This window comes from Exiguobacterium sp. KKT215 (genome assembly GCF_055635335.1).
Window position 1 is genome coordinate 2,044,625 of sequence record NZ_CM145756.1, and the last position, 26,721, is coordinate 2,071,345.

Below are 26,721 nucleotides of genomic sequence, written 5' to 3' on the forward strand. Positions count from 1 at the left end.
CCGACTTTTGCCCCGCTGTTCGACCCCCGCTTCCAGTTGCCTACTGACCGTTGTAACTCGTCGTTGGTTTGTCATGATCCCGCAAGTGTATTTTTAGCGATCTTCTTTCTTCCATCGGTCGAACTGTTTCATCAACATGGCTTGACCATCTGCCACTCCAACCTTCTTGACGCCGACGACCTCATATCTCGCGATGCATCGGCAGCGGATGTCATTGTAAGGCGTCCCGCTATGCCCTGGCATCTGCGTTCTCACACCGCCCTTTAGATCGAACGGTTCGTTCAATTTCCGGCGTTGGCCGTGAAGTGTACGATGGTCTGCCTTGCGTGTCTTCCTCACACGCTCGTCGCCCATGTTAACCCATAACTTCTCGATTTCGATGCCCTGGTTGTCGGCGTTCTGAGCGCTGTCGTTGGATGCTTTCTCCCGCACACGGTGAGATTCTGTCTCGGCAATGGTCACTGCACGGTTATAGTCCATCGTGAACACCTGTTTGATACTGTCAGTCATCTCGTCGAACGTCGCCCCGGTGGCCAAAGCCACTTGGATGGAACGATTGATATCTCTGACGATTTTTGTCCGGGATGCTTCTAGTGAGGCATCCAGACGGATACCATAAACGGGATTCTCTCCAGAGATGGCTAAAAGCTCGGGAAGGTTTGGCGTCGAGTCGATTAACTTTTTATCGATGGCGTTCTCGATACCGAATGACATCCAGGAGTAGGAGAGGTCATAGCTCTCCTCGAGCAGTTTCGTGATAACGGTCCTATTGTGCTTACCAAGCCGGTTCGCCTGAGCGGTGGCCAGCTGTTGCCATCGTTTGATCTCGCGATAGCTGACGATGTCTGCATAGGAAATCGTGCCACCCTTTCCAAGCTTCGAATAGATAACCCCGATTTGTCCGATAATATCCGTTACAACCTTTTCGTACTCTCTCCGAATGTCACGTAGTACAATTTGTTCGCGTTTTGTGAGCAAGCGATAGATGACGTCGAAGAACTTGATCCAATTCATCACGCATCAACTTCTTCCGGGAGAATATCCTGTCCGGACGGCTGTTGACCGAGCATGAGCGCACCATTGACGGTGTTCTCTTCGTCCATGAGCTCCAATTCCTTGTCCGGGTCTAGAACCTTGCTGAACAACGATAAGCGCGTCGCGTTGCTCATCGTACCAATTAGCAACTTCTGGACTTTCGCCTCATATTCAAGGTCTTCCGGAAGGTTACGCTTGAACTGCATCCGGATGGAGTAAGCATCGAAGGGGATGCGTTTCTTACTCCATGAAGAAGCAAGCACTTGGAACATGCGGACAGTTGAGGACTTGAACTTCTTCTCGAACGTTGAACGCTTATTCTCGAACGCCGTGAGTTTATGGTCGAGCGCCACTCCAGTAGCATTACCGGAGAAACTCTCATCGCTCATGTTTGGTGTCCCGCTCTTCTCATAGATTTCTTTCTTTAAGCGCGTGAGATGATTCTCAATCGCTTCGTCGTTGATTTCTTGTGCGAAGAAATCGATATCCGACTCTGGATCGTCGAGGGAGAAGACCCCAGTCGTTCTAGCCGCCTCAATCGCCTCTTCGGTGACGTTAAATCCTCTCGCCTTCATGTAGGCGAGACGCCAACCCTCGATGAAGCTGTTCATGTCGGACAATGAGCGATCGTAGGCATCGATGAGTGCAAGATGCTTCTCGATATCGCTCAATAGTTCCGAATTGTTCTCGTAGCCCACGACCGGACAGTAGTCGTAGAGATGATATTTCGGGTTGAGTGGTTCATCCGCATCCTTTATGAATCCTGCTGCCGTGTCCAGGTAGTAAAACACCTGAGTCGGCGTGTAAAATTCGACACGAATCTCGAATGTACCAGGCTTCACCTCGTATTCGTAGTAACGGATGGCGAATTCCGGTTCGATGATGCCCTCCTCGCCGATAAGGATGGTCTCCCATGGCTTGAGGGTCATCACCTTCTCGTCACCTTCCTTGAGGTAGAGTAACCGCGCCCCGTACCCGCATATGGAACAAAACTTGGTGACCTCCTCATCTTTGTCGTCGATGACGTTTCGGGTATTAAACCATTCAAGTTGCTTGGCTGCCGTCTCGAACTCTGTCTTGGTCTTGTCGTAACTGTAAGCAATCGGGTCGCCAGCAAAGTATCCGACCTTCATGTCGACAATCTGGCCGACAAAATCGACGTTGATCTTGTTATTGACTGCTTTCTTGTTCCGCTCCAACTCGCGAGTGAAGATTGGAACATCCTTGTCTGTCTCACGTGCCAGATAGCGGCGAAAGTTCTTCTTCATGAATTCCGCTCGCAGTTCGTGCTTGGTTATGGCACTCAATAACGTCTCGGATCGCGGTTCGCCGAACAGCTGCAACTCTTTCCGAAACTGCCGCAGCTCGTAACCGAAATCCGGTAAAACGGATACAGTAGCCAAACTATCACCCCTTTCAAATTAGTAGATACTCGGACCAGCGCTTAAACCGCCACGCATGACGACCGTATGGACGAAGTAACGGAAGGCATCCATCGCGTGATCCCACTCTTTCATAGGTTTGTCTTCGCCCCGCTCGGATGCTTTCTGGTCCCAGACGTAAGAATGGAATTCGCGGAATAAGTTCGTTAGTCCAGGGAAGAACTTGACCTTCTCCTGAATCATTGCAGTCTTCGAATTTCGAATGCCGTCAAGTACCTCGTTTTTCGCTTTCCGGACGAAGAAACCATCCTTCCGTAATTGCGCAATGAATGAAGCTGCAGATGGGTCGACAATGACCATCTCGATTTTGAATCCTTCAGTAAATGATTTCATCTCAGCGCTATACTCTGAGTCTGTAAGCTGTTTGCCTTCTCGGCCCGAATGATAAAACTCTTTCAAGCAATACCAAACGCCATTAAAAGAACCCCACAGTAGAAATACCGTAGGATTCTGCGTGCCATAATCCACACTTACCATGAAGCGTGTCATCTGGTTGATATTCAGGTTTTTGTAACGTTCATCGTCAAAGTTTACGACATCCTTTTTCTCGTCAAAATTATCGAAAATGATGCCCTCTGACATGACCCAAAGACCAAGGATGTAACGTTGGAAGAACACGCCCGAGTACATTCGCTTGTAACGATCTTTGACGTCCTGTGCAAGCGAAGGATTGTCCTCCATGGTGAAATGGATATGGATGGCCTTCTTCTGTTCGAGGTTATCAAGCCATTCAAGCTTAAACCAGTGATACGGGCCGGCTGGGTTACAGTTGAACCATAACTTTGAACCAGTTACCGAACAACGTGCCGTGGCTTGGTTGACGAACGAACGGGGCATGAGTGCGACTTCGTCGAAAAATGCACCCGCTGCCGTTATCCCTTGGACGAGGTCTTGTGAGCTCTCGTCCTTGCCACCGAACAAGTAGAAATAATTGACCTTTCCATCTTTTATGATTTCAATCATGTTCTCGGTCCGGTGAGGAATGACTGTATAACCACGACCTTTAAGAATCTTCATGAGAGGCTTGATGACGTTTCGGTTCAGCGATCCAATCGTCTTCCCGGAGAAAATAAGGTTCTCTCCATTAAACGTCTCCATCGCCCAAATCGTGAACGACAATGACATAACGACCGTCTTTCCAGCACGTACAGAACCGTCACAAATGATGGTGTCATTCTTGCCGTGTTCCGGATGACGCCACCAGGTTAGGACCTGTAATTGCTTCTTGGAGAACGGCGAGAATTTGAAACCAGGTTGCCTGATTCGAGGTCTACGTCTCATCGGCATCCCATGCTCTTTCTACCGCATTATCAATAGCAGCCATGAAACCATCGTCCTCTGTTTTATCTTCTTCAGTACCAAGCAACTGCATCTCCTCAAGCTCTAAACGACGCTTCGTAATCTTGAGGGTCTCCTTCTTAATTTTAAGCTCCCCTTCTCGGATTGCAGTGTCGGAAGGATTCTCCTTCTGATCAAGAAGCTGTTTTCCGAGCCATATTTGCATGGTCGTATTGTTCTGTTCAAGCGCTTTTCGGAGTTGAGCACGACGAAGGGACATTTTTACGTTATCCAGTCCTTTTTTATAGAGCGTCCGAAATTCCGAGTCACGCTTCAACGTCGTCGCTCCTATTTCCAAATAACCTGCTATCTCATCGATTGTACATCCAATTCTAGCGAGCTTTTCAACCGCTTCATAATCGATTTCACGTTTGGGCCGTCCTCGGGCGCTCGCCATATCATCACTTCCTCTCTCGAATTTATTTACCTTATTTATTACAACCAGCAACTATCTAATTGTTTATATATGGTAGTGTTTTATTAGAATAAAAATATCAAGTCAGGAGCATCACATGAATAAAATCACACTGTCTTTTATCAAAAGAACTGTAATTTACCCTCTAATCGTTGGGTACTTAACGTATTTTTTAGCAATGGAAGTCGATCCAGAATTAAAAGCAAACACTTTAGAGATGCTGTACTCTTTTAATGATTCAAGTGAAATGTATTTTCAGATCATCATCCCTGATTCAATCTTTGTTACTGTCTTTTTTTACTTCTTTGGTTATATATATGGTCTAATCAGCACTGTCTTCGGGGTTCGCAAATTTAGAAGTAAAGGCATTCGGTTAGGAATCTTCCTAAGTCTCTTGGTCTGGTGCACAAAAATTAGTCTTTCACTTTTCCACGCTATGTTCGGCCCGCTAATCCTACTGCTCGACGTAATTGTTAGCTTTATAAGAGTTGCAATCATCAAGAGAAGAAAAAGTAAGCGTGTTTCACGCAATCAATTTTCATTCGAAGATGATTTATACTACGAAGAAAGCCACCGATGATTTGGTGGTTTTCTTAGTTTGAAGGATTTATTTTGCAACCTTAAAACCACTTCCGATGAAACGACAGAAGGATGATGAAAGTTTTTTCGCCATCGGAAACGGTTTTAAGGTAACAAAAAAGACGCCTAATGGCGCCGTTATCTATTTTTAGAGTAGAACCCTATTCGTTTTAAATGATATTCATTTTCTTGGATTAGAGCATCCAAAAACTTTCTATCTTGATCTACGAAGTGATGGCTTTCTTCGTGATATACCCTACTCATTTCATTATACAAATCTAATTCTTCTTTAACTTCCGAAAAAATATTTTTAATTTTAGGGTTGATTAAATGGTAATTAGACTTGAATAGTCTATCTATTTCTACAGCTTCATGATACATAAGTCCCTTGTAAACACCGCCTTGAAACACGATAGGTTTTTCCTCTATCATCACTAAGATAGGTGTATAGACTTCTTCAAGTACTTTCTCTGACAACTTCAGAGAAAAATCTACTCGTTTGTTTTTCTCATAGTATCGTGCGGCTAAAAAAGCTGCTAGTCCAACAGTTAAAATAGGTGACACCATTTTCCCTATCTCAATCCAAAATCCAGTAGTTGTCATATTATCACTCCTATATCTTTCTAAGCGAATTATACAGGAGTAAGCGAAGAAAAACTCTCTACTTATTGATCAAATGAATAATGATCAGCCAACAGACTAACTTTCCATTTCTGAATAACTTTATTTTTTGATAGTTCTACATCAATTCCTATATTTATCCTCATAGCTTTGTTGTTCATTTTGCCATATACATTTTCACTGTATTGAGATTCATATAAAAGAATGAATGGAACATCATTTGCGTCAAAATGTAATTTATGATCAAAACATCTATATTTGGTTGTATTTGAATAAGTTTCCTTCAAGGGATTCAAATAATGCTCTTTAATGAAAGTTTCAAAAGTATAGGTGCTCTCATAAAATTCGACATTATTAAGAGTGGAGTAAATAGTATAGATTCTAGTTTGATCTAGTCTGGTAATCGATGACAAGAAGCCTTCAATACTATCGTCTCGTATTGAGTTTCTAAAAGACCTGATTGCTTCTTTAATTTCTTCATTTAATTCAAGCACTTGTACTTCGGTCATATGTTTTTCTTTAGTTTGTAACGACAAGTAAATCCCCCCATATATTTTATTCCTGAGATACAGAATGAAACTATGATAGGATTCACCATTGTTTAAAAATAATCCTTCTTTTGATTATTGGCGTGCAGGTTTGGTCAGTTCACCCTCTTAGGAAACATCAGCTTCCTACATTAATTAGTATAGCTTGCAAAACTAAATTAATTTTCCTTGTTTCCTCCCGTTTCTTTCCTATCTTTTACCTACTTCTTTTTTTCATTGCCTTTCTCCTTAGAAACCTCTTATACCTACGTTTTGCTTTAATAAGAAAAACATTGTAATTAATATATTTCTCAATTCTTTCAATAAATGAAGGCTTAATCCTAGTAGGGAATCCAAGTCTTTTCAAATGCTTATTTCGAACGAAATTGAGATGATTAAAAAATTTTCTGTTTTCATCAAATGTATCAAAATCATAATAATCGAAATCTTCAGGTGCGGATTGAGGACGATATCTCGCTTCTTCTTCAAATCCCCAAATCATACTGAAAAGTTTTTCGTCTACAAGATGCCTATGTTGATAAAATCTTTCTTTAATCTCTTCAATTTCTTCGAAACTTAATCCCTCATATCCATCATAGTTCTTAGGATTTTGTTCAATCCCTATTAATATTGGGTTATAAACTTTTTCAATAGCTTCCTCAGCTAATTTCATTGCATACTCTGTTTGCTTGTTCTTTTTAAAGAAAAAGCCAGACATAAATGCAATCAGTAATCCAGTAAATGTAGTTAAAACTGGAGCGAATTCTTTAAAGGTATCAATCATATATTTCTCCTTTTGACCATGCTTGTGACTTTTAATTCTATTCTAGCACTCCAACTTAATTCCACATCCTAAAAATATCAGCTATTTGCCCGCGAAGTCCGTCTAGCGCATTATAGTACCGGTCATTGCCCCACCCCAGCTCATCACGCACATGGATATCCTTGCGCCGACGTCTTTTGTATTTATTATCCCAAACCGTCAACTCGTCCTCGGCTAAGTAAGTTCGAATCGAGTTCATTTTGTTGAGTTCATTTTTAAGTACAACTAGTTCGCGTTGTGCTTCAACGACCATCTGGTCATAGTGCTGCTGTTCTTTTAAGAGATGCGGATGACTCATTGATTGACTGGCAGCATAGTTAACAGTCAGAGAGGACCGAAGACTTATCTCCGGTCCACCATTGATGATTTCCTCTGCCTGTTGGATGAGCAAAGGGAGTCTGAAATATCGATGAAGCAATTCATCTACTTGTCTGCGTAATCGCTTGTCGTCTTTGACACGCGTTTCAATCCACTTTAATTGTGCCAACTTTTTACCCTCCTTTTATTTTTTTCAATTAATAACTTTGGTACGATCAAATGAAAGGTGGTGAAAAAACAATGCGGTTAAACCAGGAATGTGTTCGAAGTGTTCTTCTGACTTTAGAAGAAATCAATACTCCAGTAAGACCAACGATGCTAAATGATTTATTAGACTCTCCAGGACTAACTGATTACTCCGAAGACGATGTGATTTACACAGTTCAAACATTAATCTACGCGAATTTCATCGATGCAAAACCTCTTAGAACTTTTGACAGTATTGATTACATGATTTATTCAATAACTTGGGAAGGTCATCAATTCCTTGATACCATCCGGGATGAGAAAGTATGGCGAGAAACTAAAAATGTTGCTAAGACTTTCACTAGTGCCTCTTTAGAAATTCTTTCAAAGATTGCAACAGAAGTAATGGTTGGGTTGATTAAAAAACAGCTTTAAGTACATTCTAATTCGGAATGTACTTTTGATTTTGTACTTTTATTGATTAAGATTAGTTATTTCACTCATCCTTCATACTTAATCACCTTCAGCATTTCGCCGCCTTTCTGTTGAATGAACTGCTCACACTCTGCTTTCGACCGTTTCCATGTCACTATCTTTTCGTGACGTCCATCCTTGACGTAATAAATCCGGACAAACATCAATCCCTATCCTGGATATCCATCATTTCATCCTCCATTTTTCATGAATGTTCCAAGCAATGTATCCGACACAGATGACAATTCCAGCTATCACGAATTCCGTCTCAGAATCAATCATCGCTCAAGCTCCTGAACGTGTTCATACGACCAAACTAGGATAATGATTAATGTAACGGCAGGGACTGCCACGATAGCAGCCGTTGCCATGATTCCCAACATCGTCATGCGACTCGATCCTCTTCCAGCCTCTTCAACAGTTCGTCAAATCGACGCTCTGCCTCTACAATCTTCTCTGGGTCCGTTTCAATCACGGGCTTATAAGCCCAACAATTGCCTTCCTCTGTATATTCAAATAGGTCCATATCTATCTCTCCTTTACCAAGCCAATTTTTCTTTGCGACGATGACTCGCTCCTACCATCGAATATCGCTTCAAGTCGTCAACCATCCTGTCATAGTTGCGACCTCCGATTTTCTCTTCCAGCATTTCTGCATCGAGGTTTGTCGTGTAGATGGTCCGCTTTCCTTGGCGGCCGTCTAAGATTAAGAAAAGTTTGTCCTGACACCACGCTTCGCGACCGCTCTCCGCCCCGATGTCATCAAGCACTAGTAGCTCTACGCTATTGATAAGCCCGATTAGTCCATCTTCGGTGATTTTAGAATCCCGGTTGTAAGTCTCCTTGATCTTACTGAACAGTTTCGGGACGCTGATGAAGAGCGCGGTATGCCCGTTGTTGATGGCTAATTTCGTGGCACTGATGGCCAAGTGGCTTTTCCCGGTACCATACGACCCGTAAAGGAGCACGTTTCCTGGTAGCCATTCACTCACGTATCTCCGGACCGAGCGAGCAACCTCTCGGAAGCTCTCATCGGTGGTGATGAAGTTGCTGAACGTGGCGTCCTTGATTTTCTCGTTCACAAGCGAGTTCTCGTTAAAGGTCTTCAAATGTCTCTGCATTTTCTTGGCTTTGGCTTCTTGCTGGCGCTCTTGCATATAGTCCAGTACCTCACATCCGCAAGGTGTCCACGACTCCACTCGTTCTCGTGTTCGTGGATCATAGAATTTAGTAAAGTGATATTCGGATCTGCAACGCAGGCAACAAGACTGATTCGAATTCTCGAACTTGAATTGCCCCACCAAACCGGTTGAAATTCTGCTAACATGCTCCATCCATCAGTCCCCCTTAATCGAAAGTTGGTTTGAACGTTGAAGGCGCTCCACCCTTCTTCATTTGTTTGTCTTGTTTTTGACGGGCTTCGTACTGTTCAAAGGTTCTAATACCATGTTCATCTCTTAAGTTGTTGAGGATGCCCGCAGCATAATCCCATTTCTTACCGCGTTCGATGGCGATTTGAATTGCTTTGATAATGAGGGACCGGTCTATTTCTTGCTGCAGATAAATCTCAACTGCCTTTATTACAAGAGGAGGAATATTCCCATAATGACTTTGATAAAAGTCGACGACGACTTGACGGCTTTCGTCGTAAGAGTTGCTGTCGTTTGCAAAAGGATTAGTCGTCGTCTTAGTCGTATTATTCTTAGTTAAATTATTCTTAGTTAAATCATTATTAGTAGTGGCAGGTTTACCGCTGCGGGTAATCCGTTGCGGTAAACCCGTTGCGGTAAATCCGCAATGGTTAGGAAGCTCGTAGACTGTTACATTGTGGTGCTTAATTCTCCCTCTCTCATCCCGCACTTCTTCTTGAGTTAAATAACCATGTTGTTCAAGTTCTTTTAGTGCTCCACGCAGTGAGTCTCTTCCATCAGTAAAATGCTTAACCAATTCTGACTTGAATAATATCCAGTCGTCTGGAAGGCTCAAAATGTAAGCTAGTACACCTTTTGCTTTCGCGGACAACTCGGGGTTCTGCAAGAACCCTTTGTCCATCATCACGAAATTACTTTCTTTTCTGACTCGATTAATTCGTCCGTGTCCCATCACCTACACCTCACAAGAACGGATCTTCGTCAGCTTTTGATTTTGATTCTTCTGGCTGCACGTCGACGATTGTAGATTCACTTCCGTTATCGACAAATGAAGTATCAATGATGGCCTGACTAGTTACGGCTGACTGACGTACTCGAGATACGCTGTTATCCGCATTAATGAGCTCACCAAGATGCTGCACCTCTCCGTTTTCCTTTTCAATGGACAGAGGGGCCGTTTTTAACAGACGAATAATGACCGTCTTTTTAGCCATCTCGACAAAGTGGTCTTTCCACGGTCCCACGACGGCACCGTTGTACTTAGACTTTGTGAACCGGTCCCGATGATTCTCGATTTGCTCTCGAGTCATGACGACGAAGTCATTCCCACCATCTTTGAGGTGATAGACGGCGTACACATGAGTGACCTTATCCGGGTCAGATTCTCCACAAGGCACGTGATGCAAATCTTTGTTGAGCCCATATGCATATTCGAACTCGTCGCCTTCATACACTTCATGTGCATACAATTGCTTCAACTCGCCAGAGCGACGCGCCAAGTCAATCGCCCCTTTAAAGCCCAGTTGAAATTGCGCCTCCATTTGCTTCGTCTTCCCGTTATAGAATGGCAAAATGTAGGCATGTCCAATGAGGTTCGGCTCGACTCCAAGTGCCGCACAGTTGACGATTGCGCCGACAAGGGTCATCTCGTCACATTCGAATAGCTTTGGGTTCCGAGTTGCGGCGCTGATTGTTAGACGTGCCAATCGCTCAGGTGTTACATGCTTTGGAACAAGCGACTGGATCGCCTTATAGTTGTCGTTGATGAGCGATTTGAGTCTTCGTTCGTTATCCCCTGCTTGCGCCGGTGCTTGTGCGCTTCGATTCGCTAACTGATTTTTTACGTCTGCTGTTTTTGCCATGATTATTTAGCCTCCTTGATTGCAAATCGTCTTGTTTGTTTTCCGATTTTGATGCATTGTGTGTAGATTTCTGGATGCTCGAGTTTCAGTTTTTTCGAGTCGATGGTTTCGCGTGCTTTGACCGTCTTCCATTCGACAAAATGATTCTGAGCGATACCGACTTCCGCTTCACCAATCAACGCCTTGAGTTTGTTTTCTGCTTCCGTCTTTTGGACTTTCAGTTCTTCCAATCGTTCGCTTGTTTCTTGATACTGTTTAATCAAATCTTCTGCTTCATCTGGAAGCTCTGTCTCTGAACCTTGTTCTGCTGTCGGGAACATCCGGCCGAGCAGATCACTCGATGCTTTCGAACCATCGTAGGCAGGTGGCACTCTCTTGAGCACATGGTTGTTCCAAAAGTCAGACGCAATCTCGATGATGAACTGAATCATTTCTTCGTCTCGTTCAATACGTTTGTAGATAAACTTTTGACCCCCCACAAGAACCGCAATCCATGCTGCCTCGTATCCAGTGACCGCGAGATAATGCATAACTTGGATAATGTATTCTGCGGGTATCTCGTCCGCCTCCCATTCCTTCAAACGATAGGCAGAAGACGTCTTACACTCGAGTATCTCTTTCTTACCGATTAAGACCCGGTCTAGGTTCGCAATCATATATGGATGGTTTGGGTGTGCAAGCATTCGATTGTCCCGACGTACCTTATGACCTGTCTGAGACTGAAACTCTTTCGCGACAATGTCTTCCAGAACGTTGCCCCAATAAGCTGCCTCCCCTGCGACGTCTTCGATCTTAGTTTCTCCGACCTTGTCTAAATAGACGCTCATCGCTGACTTGTATTTGTTTAACCCTGCGATGGCAGAGATGTCTGAGCCGCCAATCCCGTTGCGGCGCATTTCTAACCATTCATCACGACTCATCTCGCTCACGTTAGCCAGTGCAATCACGTTATTCATTTGGTATCCTCCTCGATTTTTCGAATGTACTCTTGCTCTTCCTCCCACGACATGAACTCATCATGTTCACGGTCCGTTCGATAAACACGAATGCTACTATTTCTCATATCGATTCGCTCCTTTTCAGTTGGGTATTGGCGTGGAATTTCAAACAGTCTTCTTACTTTCAAGAGATATAGTCCTTCTGAGCGTTCTCGTGTGGTAGCCAAGGTGACAAGTGCATATTCGACGGCTGCCAACCAATCAACAAATTTGTATTTACGGTTGAACTCCATATGAGACAGCGTCAATGCGTCCGTGCAAAACGTCTCTTCATTTTTCAGCTCGGCCATGCACGTGGTATACTGTCTCCATAAGATATAGTTACGTGCTTGATCTTCATCAAGGACAATTAGGTTGACCAAATAGTCCAGTCCTTCGCGACCTTGACTCAGACGTTCTTCTACGATGCCACGTAGGGCGTTCTCTAAAAGTTCATTCACAGCTATATCACTTCTTTCCGGACCGGCTCCGCATGGCCGGTCTTTTTTTGTTCAATATTTTCAATTAAAGTCATTCATCTTCCGTGATATCCTATTCTTGGAAGGTGGTGAATTAATGCCTAACAAAAAGCAGACTTCAAAGTCAGTAGCGTCGAAAGCTAGCAAGCTACTCTCCAAAAAAGGCACCAGCAAAAATGTAAAAACTGTAGCTGCTAGTGCTCTTGCTCAAGCAAAAACGGCGCGTAAGAAAAAGTAACTAGCGAGTCAATCAATGTCTTATTAATCCAAATCAAATCGGTCCCTTGACGGATGCCAATCAAGTCTTCGGAGATCGATTTGATTTCCTCAGGTATATCAGCGACTAATTCAACGTTTTCGTAAACGTCGCCGCTAATCATGACAATTTTCTTTAGTTTCAAAGCTTCACACTCCATTATGAGTTTCCTTTCATTTATTCAGCTTCTCTTCTTCCCGAGCTTTGGCCGCAGCTAGACGAGGAGCCGAAGTCTTCTTAAAAAACTGGACCATCGCCTTAGCCGTCTGAGGTGAAATACCAAAGTCTGCAGGACTTTTTCTCACTCGATGTTGTTCCATTCTCAATTCTCCTCTCAATAAGAACTTATTTAAAATCACCTTTAAACGGTGATAGCAGTTAAAAAAATATCGTCATATTCCCCATCTTCAACGTTAGGAAGTTCAATTAAATCTTCTGGGAAGTTATAGAGACGTGCTGCTTTCCGCAACGAATGACCAGGGATAGCAGTGATACCATTTTCATAGTTCCGAAGTGTTTTTGTAGTAACACCAAGGGCTTTCGCGGCTGCTTTCTGATCAATACGTGCATTAATTCTTGCCGCCTTCAAAGAAATTCTAATCACTAAATTCACCTCCTAGCTATTTGTTAAGGTAAATTTATCACCTTTAAAAGATAATATCAACTAATTTTTCACCTTTATTTTACCTTTTTGAGAAAATTACGTTTCTTTTTTTACCTTTTTTGTTTATAGTCAATTTTATAAGGAGGTGAAACTTGTGAGTGAAGATTTAAAAGCGACTTTTGCAGAAAATTTAAATTTCTATTTGAACAAAAAAAGACTGCGTACTAGTGACTTGGCAAAGGAATTAAATATTCCTTATATGACAATCGCAAATTGGGTTAATGCAAAAACTTATCCAAGGCCAGATAAAATCCAATTAATGGCTGATTTCTTTGGTATCCCTAGATCACATTTAACTGAAAAGAGAGAGTCAGAAGCTGAAAATGAACATTCCTCTCTCCCTCCCGACGCCATCACTCGGATCACTGCATCGAATTATAAAATCCCAGTGTACGGCAGCATCTCGGCCGGCATCCCGCTCGAGGCGATTGAGAACCTGACGGAGACGTCAGTTCCGGATCACGTTATTCTCAAGCATGGAGAAGACAAGCTATTCGGTTTGCTCGTAAGAGGCGATTCGATGAACAAGATTGTCCACGATGGCCATTACGCTATCTTGTGTAAAACGGATCGTGTGGAGTCTGGTGAAGTGGCTGCGGTGATCGTGAATGGATATGACGCTACGTTAAAGCGCGTCATTCTGTTAGATCGAGGAGTCTTGCTGGAGCCATCAAGCTACAATCCGGAGCATACGCCAAAGATGTATCTTGATGAAGAAGCGAAGGATATTAAAGTGATTGGCAAGTTGGTGGCCGTTATGTCGCCGCCGGACTTTAAGTTTTAAGCATTTTATAGAGAATAACGAATTGAAAAAGTATTATTTATAAACTGTTGATTGGTATTTGCGTCGTTTTTAGAGCTTTGTAATGAGCAAAAATCTCCAGAAAACGTATTAGTCAGAGAACCGTAACTAACTAGAGAGCTATGAATGGCCCTATTTAGCTGTTAACGAATTATAAAAGTATTTTTTGTCTTATATACGAGACTCAAAAGCTTTTTGATTTCGTTATGTTTCATTTCTCTAAACCAAAAGTATTGCAAACAAAAAAGCCACCCGATAAGGGTGGCTTTGCGTTATGAAAAAATCTGAAACCCGAGAGCTACTACTGCGATGAAGGCAGACCCAGCAGCGATATATGTCCCGCGCTTAGTATGGGTCAGGGTAGAAGAATCTTTTATCGCATCATTTACAATTGTTTTAACTTTTTCTTCGGTAATTGCTAATTGATGAACATGTTGAATCTCATTACGAATATCTTTAAGTTCACTATTCAGATTCGAACTTATTCGAGACTCCATATCCCTCATAGCAAGTAGTACTTGAGTTATAGATGAGTCGATTTTAGATTCAAGGCGAGTTTCAACGAGCTCGATTTTTGATTTTATATCTTTTTCCAAGTGTTCATTTTTTAATTTTGTGGTTTCTTCCAAGCGTTCAAAATCTTTTCGGAGTAACTCAGCATCACTATGATTTCTTGGTTTCTCGTCGCTCATGTCTTCTCGCCTCCTTGGTTCATGTAATATCTTGGTCTGGGCAACGTTCAGTGTTTCTTTCATTTTATCACGAATTTCATCGTGTGAACCAATGGGATATCCGTTCTTTTTTTCAAATTTTTTAGAGAAATCGATTGTTTCCGCACTCATTTCGAGACCTCTTCTTCCTCAAGTAGTATCATTTCAGCAGCGAGCAAAGAAAATGAAATTGACTCATTGGATAGATTATCTGAAAGGGTAAGTTCATTCACTCTATTAATTAAATCCTCATCTTTGAATTCTGTATGTAGTATTAGTCTTATCATCACGGATTCTTCAACTGTAAAACTCGGACCACGCCCGGCAATTGTGAAATTTGGCCCTACAGCAGTTTGTTGTATTACTTCTTTAGGTATGTACTCGACTGTGTTAGAAACTTTTCCATCAACTAAGTTCGTTAGTTCTAACTCTAAGAGGATAGAATCGCAATAATTTAATAACTCTCCTAAAACTCCGAGCGTATAACTAATACTTTTTTCTTCTCCAACAGTTGATTTCAGTACTCCGCCTGGTGAAATAAATAGTAAATTGCTCTCCTCATCAAACATCGGTTCATTTATACTTAATGTTCCGTGCAATAAAGATATTGAGTCGTTATCATATTTTTCTTTTAGGACATGTTTAATTGCCTGATCCAGTTCCATTTTCATTAATTAGCCCCCTTCTTCTTCACTGATACATAAATATCATACGACAAATTCTTTAAAAATGTGTCCAGAAAAGTATGTTATGAATCTCAAAATTGAAACGCTCCCACTTGATTTAACGAACTTTCGTTCTTATTTTTAAGATGGAATCAAAAGTAATGAAAACAAAAATCACCTGTTTTGAACTGCCCATAAAAGTCGGTTTTCACGTCCAACTTTATGTGGCAGTTTAGTTTATTTTTACTTTTTAATCTGAGGAAACGGAATAAAAGCGACTCTCGAGGCGAACCTGAAGGTAGGTCGCATCGATGAATCGCTTCGTTTATTGATATTCAGACAATAGAAGTATACATTTTATTTCTCAAGAGTTTCTATGGTCTTTAAAACTCTCGTATATACTTCCTTTATACTACTTTCATTCTCAATACCATTATTAAGACCAAATCCCCAGTACATATACTCATCTTGCGTCTTCTGCAAATATCCTGCAATGTATGAGTCGGGTATATCAGGAGCATCTTCATATGATAGGTCTTCTAATACAAAAGGCAAAAATCCTTTAGTAGTTTGAACAAAAAATATTGGTATTGTCATTTCTTTATATACATTTATATATTTTTCTTCATCAGCTTGTTTTAAATGATTTTGCATTATAAATATTCCGTCAAACCTTTCGGAAGTTGATTTTGTATCTTCAAGATCTTCGAAAGATATGGTCGTAAATTTAACACTAGCCTCTTCTATATCAGGGCTACTTCCTATAACACCTATATCTAAGTTTTCACCTTTGTAAACTGAAGGTTTTACTTCTGACGAATATTCGGATGCACATCCTGACAAAGTCATCACAATCAAAAGAAAAATCAAAAGTATTTTTTTCATGAAAAGACTCCTTTTCACCATCAACGTAAATCATACCATTACTTATAAAAAATAATGGTATGATTTCAAACTTCCACTTTGGAACTATTTAATTATATTTAATCACAGAATGTCTTTATTAAAAATAAGCATATCCGTCCAAATAAATATACTTATAATGACTAGTTGTTGAAGATACCCCAAAATCTACAGATGCCGCTTGATTTAGTCCAATGTTTACTGCTCCGTTTGTAGTAACAGTGTTGTTATTATAAAAATCTCCATTCACAATCCAAAAAATTCGATTAGGGCTTTGTAAATGCGCGTACACAGATCCATCAAATCCCTTTGTAAGAGTACCCCCATAAGTCTTTCTATTCATACCAACATTCAAGATTTTTTTAATCGATCTAAAGGAAGTCCCACCTTCATTTGTTTGGCAATAGAATTTTAAGGAAGGCTTGTATTCACTTTTAACTGTAAAAGTTTTAGTAATTGTTCTGTATGTTGCCGTTGCTGCTGTTGTAACCGCTTGTGAAGATGAAGTGATTCCAGATAAGTTTTGAGAATTTCTCAGCGATTTTTTTGATGTCGGTGTTGAAGTTGAAGTTCCTGTTATAACTTGACTTGCTGCTTCTTTCTCAGTGATTCCTTGTTCGTCAGATATTTGTTCTACTACCTCATCAAAGGTCAAGACCTCACTGATCACGGTTCTCTGATCTGGATTATTAATGTCTATTGCGCCATTAGGTAATTCATTCTCATGATTACTGCTTAAAGAATTGTTTCCTGTTGCTGCATATGTAGGAAGTGCTGAGGTAGAAACAAGACCTGCTACAATTAAACCAGTAATAACGTTCTTCTTCATTGACATAGTAAAGCGCCTCTCTTCTCAATTAATGTTATTTATAAGGTGACTTATGTTTAAATACTATTTCAAATTACCATTATTTTCAACGTGGGAATTATTATTATCGGGCTTAAGTTACATCGTTATAAATTACCATACCCTAACGAACCATTTTGCTATTGATATTGAATAACTAAATGAGCGCAAACAAAAACCACCCGTTTTGAACTGACCATAAAAAGTCGGATTTTAGGTCCAACTTTAAGGGGCAGTTCATTGGGGTGGTTTTAATGTATACCTTGAAGAGATTTCATGACTTTTCCTCTTCAATGATTTTCCTTACTAATTTTCATCTGTTTGTTCATAAGACTCGAGAACGAATTTCACTCTACTAGTTTTATTAGCGAGCTCTGTTCTAGTTTCTTTAATCAGTTTTGCATTTATTCCATATGGAACTTTGAATTTGTTAAGATCGTTTTTAACTTTATTAAAGAGTTCTTTTGACATTCTGCCCTTGAAATCTTGTTCAGGACTGTCAATCGTAAAATAGTTAGTTGACGTATTGATTGTTCTCAACACCCCTACAACATCAATTTCTTCTCTTTCTAAAGTAACATCTAACAATTTGTTATTAATTACATCAACTTTCGAATACGAAGAACGATCAAATCCAACTTCTATTGCTGATTGATCAGTTTCAACTTTCGACTTAAATGAGATAGAGTATTTATTGTTTTTTATTTCTTTCAATAAGTCATTAATACTTTTTAACGTACTAAGTGAATAGTCTTCTTGATCAATGAACTCAATTATGTCATCTGCATTTTGGTTCTCGATCATATCTATGACTTCAAAAAAGTGGCCCAATACCTTCTTGTTTGTTCCAAATAAATCATCTTCGGATTTTAGATATATACCGAAAGAAGAAGGTTGGAGAGAATCCAATTTCAATCCGATATTTGCTCCATTAGATGCCCCCGTTGTTCGTTCATAAATGTCACTCGCTATATCATTAAATGCTGTTTTAAATTGTTGTAAAATGCCCACAAAGAAATCAAGAGCAATGTCATGACTGTTTGCAGCATCTTTCAATACAATTTTAAACTTTGATGCATCTAATTCTATCTCTGTAGATTTTTTCAATTCCTTTTGTAAATGATGATCGTATTCAACCCAATAATCTTCCAATGGGAAACTCTCTTCATCAAAGTTAGTATCGGTAATTCTATCAACGTTAAGAATATCTGCCGAATCACTATTGGGATCAATAAATAAGTAGTTTAACCTCATTGAATCTTTTAACTTATTTAAAATAGTGAGAACTGAAATTCTCTGATTTAATAGATTTAATCTTTCCATATTGGTAATTTCGCTAAATATCCATTTATGCTCTCCACTGTCGAGTTCTTCTACGTAATAATTCAAATAATATTTATTTGAAGACGAGGAAATGAAGAATAAGGGGAAATCATAGTACTCGAATATATGTGCGATTTCAAAAGAATTAATATCGTCACATGTGATGTTCACACTTTATCCCCCTCTATAAATATACTCATCATTTCGACGTCTTTAAATAACCACAAATTAAGATGATGCTTTTGAATATTATGTACCCCACAATCCTTAGTTATTCTCCCTTTCGCCACATTCATTTTTCGAAATTTAGCGAATCTTTTTTGCATTCGTTTGACAGCAGACTCTTCAGTCATAAATGATAATGCTAAAGCTTCACATTTATTTGCTGGAGGATATGAAATGTTTCTCTCAACATGATTCAAAAAATCTATTTCATTTAGTGAATCACCCACAATGAATCTGAATACTGGCTCTTTATCTTCAGCTACAACATTCGCTGGAGGGCATTGTGGAGGCATATCCTCTAAACCCTTATACATAGCACAACCTCCTAAAACAGTTTTATACCAATTATGTAAAACTCATTTCCAATTATAGTATTTTTTTCGGTCATTACTACATTTTTTTAAAACATTTTGTTGTATATTTTTGTTCCGGTTTTTATTTCATTCATATATTGGATACTATTGCTGTCTATATAGAAGTTTTATAAGATTTATTAGAGGGGGGATAAAAATGATTCAAAAGCGTGTGGGACTTTACATCAGAGTTTCGACGGAAGAACAAGCAATTGAAGGCTATTCAATTTCTGGCCAACGCGAGAGGCTAAAGGCATTCTGTGTCGCTCAGAGTTGGGAGACAATTAAGTTTTATGTAGATGAAGGTATCTCAGGACGGTCTACTGAACGACCAGCATTAAAGAAACTGATGAAGGATATAGAAGATGGGCTAGTCGATGTGCTATTGGTCTATCGATTAGATCGACTCACACGAAGCGTTCGTGATCTACACGACATTTTGGATTTTCTAGAGAAGCACAATTGTCAGTTCCGATCGGCGACCGAAGTCTATGATACATCAACAGCTATGGGCCGCATGTTTATCACCATTGTCGCAGCAATCGCCGAATGGGAGTCAGCAAACTTGGGCGAGCGCGTTCGACTTGGCCAAATCGAAAAAGCAAGACAAGGTGAATGGTCCGCTCCAGCTCCTTACGGCTTTAGGAAGAACAATCAAAAACGCCTGGAAGTAAATCCAGACGAGATTGAGGCAGTAAAACTTATGGTTCGTAAGGTTAAAGAAGGTTACAGCTTCCGCCAACTGTCCATGTACATGCAGAACACCTCTTACAAGCCACGAAGAGGCTATAAATGGCACATTGCGTCTCTACTAGACCTCTTGCATAACCCGGTTTTGTATGGGGCCATGCAGTGGAATGACGAGGTCTATGAAGGCACACATGAAGGAATTATGAGTAAGGAAGACTTTACTCAACTCCAGAACATCATTAAATCTCGTCAGCTTCAGAAGAAACGAGAAACAAATTACAATTTTATTTACCAAACTAAAATCATCTGTCCATCGTGCGGCAATCGATTGAGCTCAGAATGTTCACGCTGGAAGAATAAAAATGGTATAGAGCGATCAGCTAACCGATACCGCTGCCAGTCATGTGCTCTAGATGGACGTGAGCCGGTAAGCATATCAGAATACAAGCTAACACTACAGCTCATTCAACACATGAATGCTCTAACCTTTGATGAAAACGATCACGAGGAACTCGAGGCTGAAAAAGATAACCTGCAACTAATCGAGAATGAGATGCGTCGCATTGAACGAGAACGTGAAAAATATCAGCGCGCATGGGCCTCAGACTTAATTTCTGACATCGAGTTCAAAAATCGAATGGACGACACCAGAAAACGTTACTCGGACTTAGAACGGCAATTAAACGCTTCTCAGGATGAAACGACTTTTGGTAATGTGAACCCTGAGTATATTAAACAATTGTCCAATGAGTTCAACCAGAACTATGAATATCTCACAGATGAAGAAAAGCGAACATTCGTACAGCAGTTCATCGAATCAATTGAACTGATTGAAGATGCTACTACCCCATCTGGAAAGAAAGTATACGATGTGAAAGTGGTCAGATTTTTTTAGTCTTTATGTCTACTTAGTACAAATGAAATGTTCCTGATTCAACAGCCGGAGTTCATCACGGAGCAGTTCATAGGCGTCCTGCGGCGAACGGATTGTCGGCGTCTCCACTTTCGGTTCCTCGACGTAACGGAGACCGATCGCAAACGCCGCGAGCAACTGCTCGGCTTTCTTCTTCGTCATGCCCTCGATTTGACAGAGGTCGCTCACAGACGCCTGCGACAGCGCCCGGAGCGTCGGATATACGTCGGACAGCCGTCGGGCCGTCTCGTGCGGGTCGCCACCCCTGCCCCCGATTTGGAGCAGCCGGGCGATCGCGGATTCAACACTTCGGTCGAGCACCATGGTCATTCCTTCACCAACTTTCGCTTCATTCACAGAAAGCGCGGCGATACCCCGTGTCGTTCGAGCGTCTCGACGAGTGGACGAATCGGCAGACCGACGACGTTATAAAAGTCTCCTTCGAGCCGTTCGACGAACAGACCGCCCAATCCTTGGATGCCGTAAGCGCCGGCTTTATCGTACGGCTCCGTCGAATCGAGGTAGCCGTCGAGCCACGCGTCCGGGATGTCGATGAACGTGACGTGCGTCGTCGTGACGAACAAGTCCTGCCGCTCGGACCCGATGATGCTGACGCCGGTGAGCACTTCATGCGTCGCTCCCGAAAGCCGTTGCAGCATGGCTCGCGCATCGTCCCGGTCTTTCGGCTTCTCTAAAATCGTCCCGTTTAAGACGACGACCGTATCCGATCCGATGACGATGGCGCCACGGTTGTCGCGGGCGACGTCCATCGCTTTCTCGCGGGCGAGGCGTCCGACGTACTCGTCCGGATGTTCCCGTCCGTTCGTTCCTTCGATGACGTTCGAGGGGATGACTTCATGCGTGATGCCGGCCTGGGTCAACAGCTCGGTTCGCCGCGGTGACATCGAGGCGAGGATGACACGTTTCTGTGTTGGTTTCATTGTAACGACTCCTTCCATATGTGCGTAACGGGCTTCTTTTCCGTATCACACTTCACTGTCGATTGTAGGCAAACGGGCACGTGAATACAATCAGAGACCTCTCAAAAAAACGCCCCTTCTTTTCGAAGGGACGTGCGGTCACGGTGTCGTATAATCGTACACCGGGATGTCTTTCGGTGTGAACGTCTGGGCCGGTACGTAGCGGTCTTCGACGAGTTGATCGAGGTCTGGGCGATAGAACGCGTCGAGTTCGACCGTGAAGTCGAGCGGCTCAGCCGTCTCGGTCGTGTTCGGTCCCGTCTCCGTAGGTCCAGTGAATTGGACCGTGCGCAAGATGTGAATCCGGTTCATCGACTCGACCGACTCAAGGAACAGGACGAGCGACTCGTACGTGTCCGCTTGGAGCGACACCGTCGAGCGGACCGATGAGGCGTTGACCGGCGTGATTTCAACCGGTTCGGCCGGTTCAGCCGTCGCACTCACATCGTTCGGTTCTGGCTCGTCGATGTCTTCTGGTACTTCCGATTCAGCGATGATGCCGTCGGCGAAAGCGATGCTCGTCACGCGAACGTCAGACAGTTGGCTCGCCTGGGACAGCGTCTCGACGACCGTGTCGAGGGCTGCTTCGGTCGGGACACGCGTCTGTAGGCGCTGCGAATCGGCGACGTCGACGACGTCGCCTTCTTGGCGCAACAGTTCGAGCTTCGTCTGTTCGAGCGACAGTTCCCGTTCGAGCGACTTGACGTTGCCTTGCTGGATGAAATACTGGTAACCGAAATAAGATGGTACGGCGATGGCCGCGAACAAACAGATTGTGAAAATTAAATAAATCGTCGAGCGTTTCATTCGCTCACCACCTCCTCATCGGTCGTCTCTTCCGTCTCGCCGTCCGGTGTCTCACCATCTGGGGTCTCCCCTTCCGGCGTCTCCGGTTCGGCATCGATGAACGTGAAGGTGAACTCGCCGATGTAGCGTGGGAGCGGTTCGTCTGTCGAATCGAGCACGCTCGGCGACAGCGTCGAATCCGTTTCGGTATCCGTCTCTTCTTGTTCCGTCTCCGCTTTCGTCTCGGTCGTCACGCCGAGCAGTTTGACGTTCTCAAACCGCACGTCGTTCAAGAGCGAGCGTTGGAACACGTTTAAATCGGCGAGCGTCTCGAACTGGGTGCGCACGCTCATGAGCGAACCGTCGGCGTAGTTATACGTCAACACGTAGCCCGTCGGTGGCAGTTGTTCCGTCAAGGCCCGTAGTGCTGGCACGGCCAACTTCTCTTCGGCCGTGAGCGCCGTCACCGTCTGGTCGAGCGATAGGACTTGCTGCCCCTTCGAGTTCACTTGCTCGGTCTGATAGATGCGAACGAGCTGCAACTGTTCTTCGAGCTGTGCCTCGTTCTGCTTCAATTCGTTCACTTCATAGAACAAGTAACCGGTCGCCCCGCCGCCAATCAAAAGCGCGAGCAGGCTCGCGATAATCGGCCACCGGAGTGTCACATCGGTCGAGTTGATGAAGTTGGCGTCGTGCTCTTTGTCGAGCGTCGCCATTCCGAGGAGCGGCAACATCTGGTGCGACAACGGTGTAGCGTGAGAGAGCGGGAGCGGGTCGTCGATCCGTTTGACCGGCACCATCGCCTCGCTTTCAATCGTCCGGACGAGGTCGTCGAGGTTCGGGACCGTCCCCGAGACGAGCAACTCGTCAATCGGACGACCGTCCGTCCGGAGCGAGTAGCGATAGAAGTCGAGGAAGCGTGCGAGTTCGTTCAACCACTCGTCCGTCTGCGTCGCGAGCGTCTCCTTCGAGCCGCTATATGTATACGTGATGATTCCATCCGTCGTCTCGGCGCGGTACGGGAGGTCGGTCTCGATGGCCCGGATGAACCGGACTTGCCCTTCCTCGAGGACGAGCAACTGGTGCGCGAACGGTGTCACGTGCCAGAGGAGTGTCGATTTGAGCGGGTCGAGCGTCTCGATTCGGCTCACGCCGTTCGCGATCGCGACCGGGCGTGGGACGATTTTCTTCAATTGGAACCCACGTTTCTTCATGTAGGCGCGGATGGCTTTCGTCAAATCGACCGAGACGGCGTGGAGCATGACCTCGGTCTTCGTCTCCGTCTCGCCGAGCACCTCGTAGTCGAAGGCGACGTCGTCGAACGGCAAGATGATCGAGCTGCCAATCTCCATGAACAGATAGCCGCGAATCTCATCTTTCGGAATCGTCGATGGAATCTCGACTTTACGGGACAACACTTCGGTCTCGGCCATATCGACGGCACAGACCATCCCTTTTCGTACTTTCAGTTTACGGCACAGTTCATCGAAGGCGAGACCGAATGCGTTCTCGTCTTCAATCCGTCCCCCCACGTAGGCGCCTTTCGCCAATTGGACGGAGGCGCTGCGTTTGAACACGCCTTGTTTAATCACGGCCCCGTGGATGCTGAGCGCATCGAACGAGAAATACGCGACCGTTCCTTTCTCTATAGACCGGCTCATGCTGGTTTCCCCCTACATCAAATCAAAATACCAATCAAAGAAGCGTTCGCTGAACCAAAACGTCAGCATCGTGCCGAGTGCGATCGACGGCACGAACGGAATCGGCTGTTTGCGATCCATCCGTTTCAAGCCGATGAGCGTCAATCCGACGATCGCGCCAATCAAGCTCGATAAAAAGAGTGCGACGAGGACGTCGCGCGGCCCGAGAACGAGCCCGATTACTGTAAATAGTTTGACATCGCCGGCCCCAAGTCCCCCCTTGGAGACGAAAAAAACGGTGGCGAGGACAGAGAAACCGAGTGCCGCCCCGGCAATCGGGCTCCACCATGCCACACCCGCGCTGTAGGCGAGCAACATGAGGACCGGTGCCGTGAACAGCAAGATGATGTTCGGGACGAGCATCGTCGACAAGTCCGACATCGCCAAGGCGAGGAGGGTCGATAAGAAGACGAACGCTAGGAGCGTCGTGAGGCTGAAGCCATACAGCCAGAAGCTATAGGCGTAACCGACCGCTCCAAGCAGTTCAAACAGCGGGTACGTCGGCGCGATCCGCCCGCCACAGCCGCGGCATTTCCCGCGCAGGAACACGTAACCGAAGACCGGAATCAGTTCCCAAGCGGATAGGACGTGTCCACATGACGGACAGTGCGAGCGCGGTGTGACGATGGACTGTTTGCGTGGCACGCGGAGCCCGACGACGTTCGTGAATGACGTGATGACGGCCCCGAGGACGAGGCTGTAAATGAGTCCGATGAGTTCAACCAATAAAGGTCACTTCCTTACTTGTAAGTATATGCCAAAAACAGAAAACCGGCTAGGCTGAGCGAGTGCCCAGCGCCAGCCGGAGTGAAATCTAGTTAAGTTGCAGGAACTTCTTCCTCTTCATCTCCTGCAGTTTCAAGAGTATCTTTATTTAGTGAACTTTCAGAAGTATCGCTAAAAGCATAGTCAGTTTCTTCGCTAATCAAAGTAACTTCATAAGTATACTTGTCACCGTCTTTAGTTATTTCAACTGTTGCAGTAGTGTACTCTTCAGAGCCTTCATTATCAAAAGGATCTTTAAGTGCTGAAATATAGTCTAATCCATTTCCATCACCAGTAAAACTTAGTGTTTCCGAATCAGAAACAGGGTTAGAAGCTGTATGCAACTTCGCCGCACTCACCATCTGCTTCGCATCGGCAACCATCGCATCCTTCTTCGAGTTCTCGATAATTCCACCAATCGCGACAACAGCGATGGCTGCGATAATCCCCAAGATAACGACGACGACGAGCAACTCGACGAGTGTGAGTCCGCGCTCATCTTTCAATTGTTTGGCATCTTGCCAAATCATTTTCATTTTCTCTAACATGATTCATTCTCCCCTTTTGTGTGTTGTGCTGTGTTGTGTGCTGCATGCATTACCTTTGACCTAATAATAAGTAGAACAATTTTACTATACATTCAAAATTAAGGATTGAAAAGATGGAAATCTGCAAATAAATAAAAAATTTCTACTGATTTTGGATATCGCCATAAATTTGGAACATCGGGACGACAATCGCGATGACGATGACGCCGACGATGCTCGCCAAGACGACAATCAACAGTGGCTCGATGATCGATTTCAGGCGGTCTGTCGTCGTCTCGACCTCGGTCTCATAAAACTCCGCGACCTCGTTCAACATCGAGTCCAAATCTCCGCTCTCCTCGCCGACCGCAATCATTTGCGTCATGAGCGGTGGAAAGCTATCGTTCCGTTCGAGCGGTTCATGGAGTGGAATTCCTTGTGCCATCATCTTGCGTGCTTGAGCAAGACCTTTGCGGATGACCCGGTTCGAGACGATCTTCTCAGTAATCTCAATCGCCGATAAAATCGGGACCGCTGCTTGCAGCAAGACGGCCAAACTTCGTGTCAATAACGCGATTTGCGATTTCAGGACGATTGGCCCAAAAATCGGCATCTTCAACAATAGTCCATCAATGACGTATCGCTCCTTATCACGCTTCAACATCCACGTGAAGCCGAGCAGGGCGAGAAGTGCCCCCCCGAAGATGAGCCACCAATAGGCGGCGACGAGATCGGAGACGGCGACGACGATACGCGTGATGAGCGGGAGTTCCCCGCCGAGCTGTCCGAAGATGCTCGCGAACGTCGGGACGACGTTGACCATGAGGAACGCGACAACGCCGATGGCGACGATCGACACGACGAGCGGATACGTCAACGCCGAGATGACTTTCCGTTTGACGTCATATTGTTTTTGGAGCTGGAGCCCGATTTGATCGAGCGCCTCCTCCAAGTTCCCGCTCGCCTCACCCGCGAGTGCCATCGAGCTGAAGAAGTTCGAGAACACACGCGGGTGTTTCTTGATCGCTTCCGAGAAGGCGATCCCTTCGCGTAAATCATCCTCGACTTGGCTGAGCGTCTTCTTCAACACTTTCGATTCGGTCTGGACGCGCAAGATGGATGTGGCCCGAACGATTGGCACGCCGGCCCGAATGAGCGTCGCGAACTGACGCACGTACATAATCAAATGTTCAATCTTGACCCGCTCGGGGAGCAGGTTGACTTCTTTATTCAATCCGGTCGACTCGAGTTCAGCGAGCTCGGTGACGAGAATCGATTCTTGGCGTAGTTTTTCTTTCGCCTCTCGGAGCGAGACGGCGGTGACCCGCCCTTTCTTACGCTTTCCGTTCAGCAGTTTGCCTTCATATTGGAAGATGGCCATTCAG

34 protein-coding genes are annotated in these 26,721 nt (G+C 44.0%); 4 read left to right on the forward strand and 30 right to left on the reverse strand.

Translation table 11 applies throughout. The annotated features are described in order from the left end of the window. Positions 1-93 precede the first annotated feature (93 nt). From ACZ2GZ_RS10670 to ACZ2GZ_RS10685, 4 genes are read right to left on the reverse strand one after another with little or no spacing between them, the layout of a single operon-like run. Positions 94-1,014, reverse strand: a complete 921-nt coding sequence (locus ACZ2GZ_RS10670) for a phage minor head protein (protein WP_470295235.1) — start codon at positions 1,012-1,014, stop codon at positions 94-96. Next, on the reverse strand, positions 1,014-2,438 hold the full coding sequence (locus ACZ2GZ_RS10675; protein WP_470295236.1) for a phage portal protein: 1,425 nt from the start codon (positions 2,436-2,438) through the stop codon (positions 1,014-1,016). Before ACZ2GZ_RS10675 ends, ACZ2GZ_RS10670 begins: the two co-directional genes overlap by 1 nt. 18 nt (positions 2,439-2,456) lie before the next feature. Then, the gene (locus tag ACZ2GZ_RS10680; protein WP_470295237.1) at positions 2,457-3,758 is read right to left on the reverse strand and encodes a PBSX family phage terminase large subunit; all 1,302 of its coding nucleotides are present in this window, start codon (positions 3,756-3,758) and stop codon (positions 2,457-2,459) included. Continuing rightward, entirely contained in the window at positions 3,748-4,212 is a 465-nt protein-coding gene (locus ACZ2GZ_RS10685) for a hypothetical protein (RefSeq protein WP_470295238.1), read from the reverse strand. The genes ACZ2GZ_RS10680 and ACZ2GZ_RS10685 overlap by 11 nt, the downstream gene beginning before the upstream one ends. 115 nt (positions 4,213-4,327) lie before the next feature. Between ACZ2GZ_RS10685 and ACZ2GZ_RS10690 the strand changes: the two genes are divergently transcribed. Next, positions 4,328-4,810, forward strand: a complete 483-nt coding sequence (locus tag ACZ2GZ_RS10690) for a hypothetical protein (RefSeq protein ID WP_470295239.1) — start codon at positions 4,328-4,330, stop codon at positions 4,808-4,810. A gap of 137 nt (positions 4,811-4,947) precedes the next feature. Here the strand turns inward: ACZ2GZ_RS10690 and ACZ2GZ_RS10695 are convergent, their stop codons facing one another. From ACZ2GZ_RS10695 to ACZ2GZ_RS10710, 4 genes are all read right to left on the reverse strand, one after another. Beyond that, positions 4,948-5,412, reverse strand: coding sequence for a hypothetical protein (locus tag ACZ2GZ_RS10695; RefSeq protein WP_470295240.1), 465 nt, complete (start codon positions 5,410-5,412; stop codon positions 4,948-4,950). A 62-nt stretch (positions 5,413-5,474) separates the two neighbouring features. Next, positions 5,475-5,966 carry a hypothetical protein gene (locus ACZ2GZ_RS10700; RefSeq protein WP_470295241.1) on the reverse strand — a complete coding sequence of 164 codons (492 nt, stop codon included), beginning with the start codon at positions 5,964-5,966 and terminating at the stop codon, positions 5,475-5,477. A 208-nt stretch (positions 5,967-6,174) separates the two neighbouring features. Beyond that, entirely contained in the window at positions 6,175-6,741 is a 567-nt protein-coding gene (locus ACZ2GZ_RS10705; RefSeq protein ID WP_470295242.1) for a hypothetical protein, read from the reverse strand. 55 nt (positions 6,742-6,796) lie between these two features. Next, entirely contained in the window at positions 6,797-7,267 is a 471-nt protein-coding gene (locus tag ACZ2GZ_RS10710) for a hypothetical protein (protein ID WP_470295243.1), read from the reverse strand. 71 nt (positions 7,268-7,338) lie between these two features. Between ACZ2GZ_RS10710 and ACZ2GZ_RS10715 the strand changes: the two genes are divergently transcribed. Beyond that, positions 7,339-7,719, forward strand: coding sequence for a DUF2513 domain-containing protein (locus ACZ2GZ_RS10715; protein WP_470295244.1), 381 nt, complete (start codon positions 7,339-7,341; stop codon positions 7,717-7,719). A 424-nt stretch (positions 7,720-8,143) separates the two neighbouring features. Here ACZ2GZ_RS10715 and ACZ2GZ_RS10720 read toward each other — a convergent pair whose 3' ends face one another. The 9 genes from ACZ2GZ_RS10720 to ACZ2GZ_RS10760 form a co-directional block, all read right to left on the reverse strand. Beyond that, positions 8,144-8,284, reverse strand: coding sequence for a hypothetical protein (locus tag ACZ2GZ_RS10720; RefSeq protein ID WP_470295245.1), 141 nt, complete (start codon positions 8,282-8,284; stop codon positions 8,144-8,146). A 13-nt stretch (positions 8,285-8,297) separates the two neighbouring features. After that, positions 8,298-8,915, reverse strand: a complete 618-nt coding sequence (locus ACZ2GZ_RS10725; protein ID WP_214684690.1) for an ATP-binding protein — start codon at positions 8,913-8,915, stop codon at positions 8,298-8,300. A gap of 190 nt (positions 8,916-9,105) precedes the next feature. Further along, positions 9,106-9,861 (reverse strand): DnaD domain protein, encoded by a 756-nt coding sequence (locus ACZ2GZ_RS10730; RefSeq protein ID WP_470295246.1) that lies wholly within the window; start codon positions 9,859-9,861, stop codon positions 9,106-9,108. Between the two features lie 10 nt (positions 9,862-9,871). Continuing rightward, positions 9,872-10,771, reverse strand: a complete 900-nt coding sequence (locus tag ACZ2GZ_RS10735; protein WP_470295247.1) for a recombinase RecT — start codon at positions 10,769-10,771, stop codon at positions 9,872-9,874. Between the two features lie 2 nt (positions 10,772-10,773). Further along, on the reverse strand, positions 10,774-11,727 hold the full coding sequence (locus tag ACZ2GZ_RS10740; RefSeq protein WP_470295248.1) for a YqaJ viral recombinase family nuclease: 954 nt from the start codon (positions 11,725-11,727) through the stop codon (positions 10,774-10,776). Further along, positions 11,724-12,209, reverse strand: a complete 486-nt coding sequence (locus tag ACZ2GZ_RS10745) for a hypothetical protein (protein ID WP_470295249.1) — start codon at positions 12,207-12,209, stop codon at positions 11,724-11,726. The genes ACZ2GZ_RS10740 and ACZ2GZ_RS10745 overlap by 4 nt, the downstream gene beginning before the upstream one ends. A 212-nt stretch (positions 12,210-12,421) precedes the next feature. Further along, positions 12,422-12,628, reverse strand: coding sequence for a hypothetical protein (locus ACZ2GZ_RS10750; RefSeq protein ID WP_470295250.1), 207 nt, complete (start codon positions 12,626-12,628; stop codon positions 12,422-12,424). A gap of 28 nt (positions 12,629-12,656) precedes the next feature. Continuing rightward, positions 12,657-12,803 (reverse strand): hypothetical protein, encoded by a 147-nt coding sequence (locus ACZ2GZ_RS10755; protein WP_470295251.1) that lies wholly within the window; start codon positions 12,801-12,803, stop codon positions 12,657-12,659. 41 nt (positions 12,804-12,844) lie between these two features. Next, the gene (locus tag ACZ2GZ_RS10760) at positions 12,845-13,087 is read right to left on the reverse strand and encodes a helix-turn-helix domain-containing protein (RefSeq protein ID WP_470295252.1); all 243 of its coding nucleotides are present in this window, start codon (positions 13,085-13,087) and stop codon (positions 12,845-12,847) included. 154 nt (positions 13,088-13,241) lie between these two features. On the opposite strand from ACZ2GZ_RS10760, the gene ACZ2GZ_RS10765 reads away from it, so the two are divergent. After that, on the forward strand, positions 13,242-13,931 hold the full coding sequence (locus tag ACZ2GZ_RS10765; RefSeq protein ID WP_470295253.1) for a LexA family transcriptional regulator: 690 nt from the start codon (positions 13,242-13,244) through the stop codon (positions 13,929-13,931). Positions 13,932-14,221: 290 nt separating this feature from the next. On the opposite strand, the gene ACZ2GZ_RS10770 is transcribed toward ACZ2GZ_RS10765, so the two are convergent. The 6 genes from ACZ2GZ_RS10770 to ACZ2GZ_RS10795 form a co-directional block, all read right to left on the reverse strand. Beyond that, positions 14,222-14,791, reverse strand: a complete 570-nt coding sequence (locus tag ACZ2GZ_RS10770) for a hypothetical protein (protein ID WP_470295254.1) — start codon at positions 14,789-14,791, stop codon at positions 14,222-14,224. Beyond that, positions 14,788-15,330, reverse strand: a complete 543-nt coding sequence (locus tag ACZ2GZ_RS10775) for a hypothetical protein (protein WP_470295255.1) — start codon at positions 15,328-15,330, stop codon at positions 14,788-14,790. Before ACZ2GZ_RS10775 ends, ACZ2GZ_RS10770 begins: the two co-directional genes overlap by 4 nt. Before the next feature lie 351 nt (positions 15,331-15,681). Next, entirely contained in the window at positions 15,682-16,209 is a 528-nt protein-coding gene (locus ACZ2GZ_RS10780) for a hypothetical protein (protein WP_470295256.1), read from the reverse strand. A 118-nt stretch (positions 16,210-16,327) separates the two neighbouring features. Continuing rightward, positions 16,328-17,062: a hypothetical protein gene (locus ACZ2GZ_RS10785; RefSeq protein ID WP_470295257.1), complete on the reverse strand. Its 735-nt coding sequence runs from the start codon at positions 17,060-17,062 to the stop codon at positions 16,328-16,330. 318 nt (positions 17,063-17,380) lie between these two features. Then, a complete protein-coding gene (locus ACZ2GZ_RS10790) occupies positions 17,381-18,568 on the reverse strand; it encodes a DUF6575 domain-containing protein (protein WP_470295258.1) in 1,188 nt (395 codons plus the stop codon). After that, the gene (locus tag ACZ2GZ_RS10795) at positions 18,565-18,936 is read right to left on the reverse strand and encodes a hypothetical protein (protein ID WP_470295259.1); all 372 of its coding nucleotides are present in this window, start codon (positions 18,934-18,936) and stop codon (positions 18,565-18,567) included. The genes ACZ2GZ_RS10790 and ACZ2GZ_RS10795 overlap by 4 nt, the downstream gene beginning before the upstream one ends. Positions 18,937-19,132: 196 nt before the next feature. On the opposite strand from ACZ2GZ_RS10795, the gene ACZ2GZ_RS10800 reads away from it, so the two are divergent. After that, the gene (locus tag ACZ2GZ_RS10800; RefSeq protein ID WP_470295260.1) at positions 19,133-20,560 is read left to right on the forward strand and encodes a recombinase family protein; all 1,428 of its coding nucleotides are present in this window, start codon (positions 19,133-19,135) and stop codon (positions 20,558-20,560) included. A 9-nt stretch (positions 20,561-20,569) separates the two neighbouring features. Here the strand turns inward: ACZ2GZ_RS10800 and ACZ2GZ_RS10805 are convergent, their stop codons facing one another. The 7 genes from ACZ2GZ_RS10805 to ACZ2GZ_RS10835 form a co-directional block, all read right to left on the reverse strand. Continuing rightward, the gene (locus ACZ2GZ_RS10805; RefSeq protein ID WP_470295261.1) at positions 20,570-20,899 is read right to left on the reverse strand and encodes a helix-hairpin-helix domain-containing protein; all 330 of its coding nucleotides are present in this window, start codon (positions 20,897-20,899) and stop codon (positions 20,570-20,572) included. Between the two features lie 32 nt (positions 20,900-20,931). Then, positions 20,932-21,519 carry a Maf family protein gene (locus ACZ2GZ_RS10810; RefSeq protein WP_251135218.1) on the reverse strand — a complete coding sequence of 196 codons (588 nt, stop codon included), beginning with the start codon at positions 21,517-21,519 and terminating at the stop codon, positions 20,932-20,934. A gap of 138 nt (positions 21,520-21,657) precedes the next feature. Continuing rightward, positions 21,658-22,365, reverse strand: a complete 708-nt coding sequence (locus tag ACZ2GZ_RS10815) for a hypothetical protein (protein WP_214713922.1) — start codon at positions 22,363-22,365, stop codon at positions 21,658-21,660. Beyond that, complete coding sequence (gene pilM, locus ACZ2GZ_RS10820; RefSeq protein ID WP_214713923.1) at positions 22,362-24,005, reverse strand: pilus assembly protein PilM; 1,644 nt, start codon at positions 24,003-24,005, stop codon at positions 22,362-22,364. The genes ACZ2GZ_RS10815 and pilM overlap by 4 nt, the downstream gene beginning before the upstream one ends. Before the next feature lie 12 nt (positions 24,006-24,017). After that, the gene (locus ACZ2GZ_RS10825) at positions 24,018-24,770 is read right to left on the reverse strand and encodes a prepilin peptidase (RefSeq protein WP_214713925.1); all 753 of its coding nucleotides are present in this window, start codon (positions 24,768-24,770) and stop codon (positions 24,018-24,020) included. Between the two features lie 92 nt (positions 24,771-24,862). Then, a complete protein-coding gene (locus ACZ2GZ_RS10830) occupies positions 24,863-25,357 on the reverse strand; it encodes a prepilin-type N-terminal cleavage/methylation domain-containing protein (RefSeq protein ID WP_214713927.1) in 495 nt (164 codons plus the stop codon). Positions 25,358-25,499: 142 nt separating this feature from the next. After that, positions 25,500-26,717, reverse strand: coding sequence for a type II secretion system F family protein (locus tag ACZ2GZ_RS10835; RefSeq protein ID WP_470295262.1), 1,218 nt, complete (start codon positions 26,715-26,717; stop codon positions 25,500-25,502). Positions 26,718-26,721 lie beyond the last annotated feature (4 nt).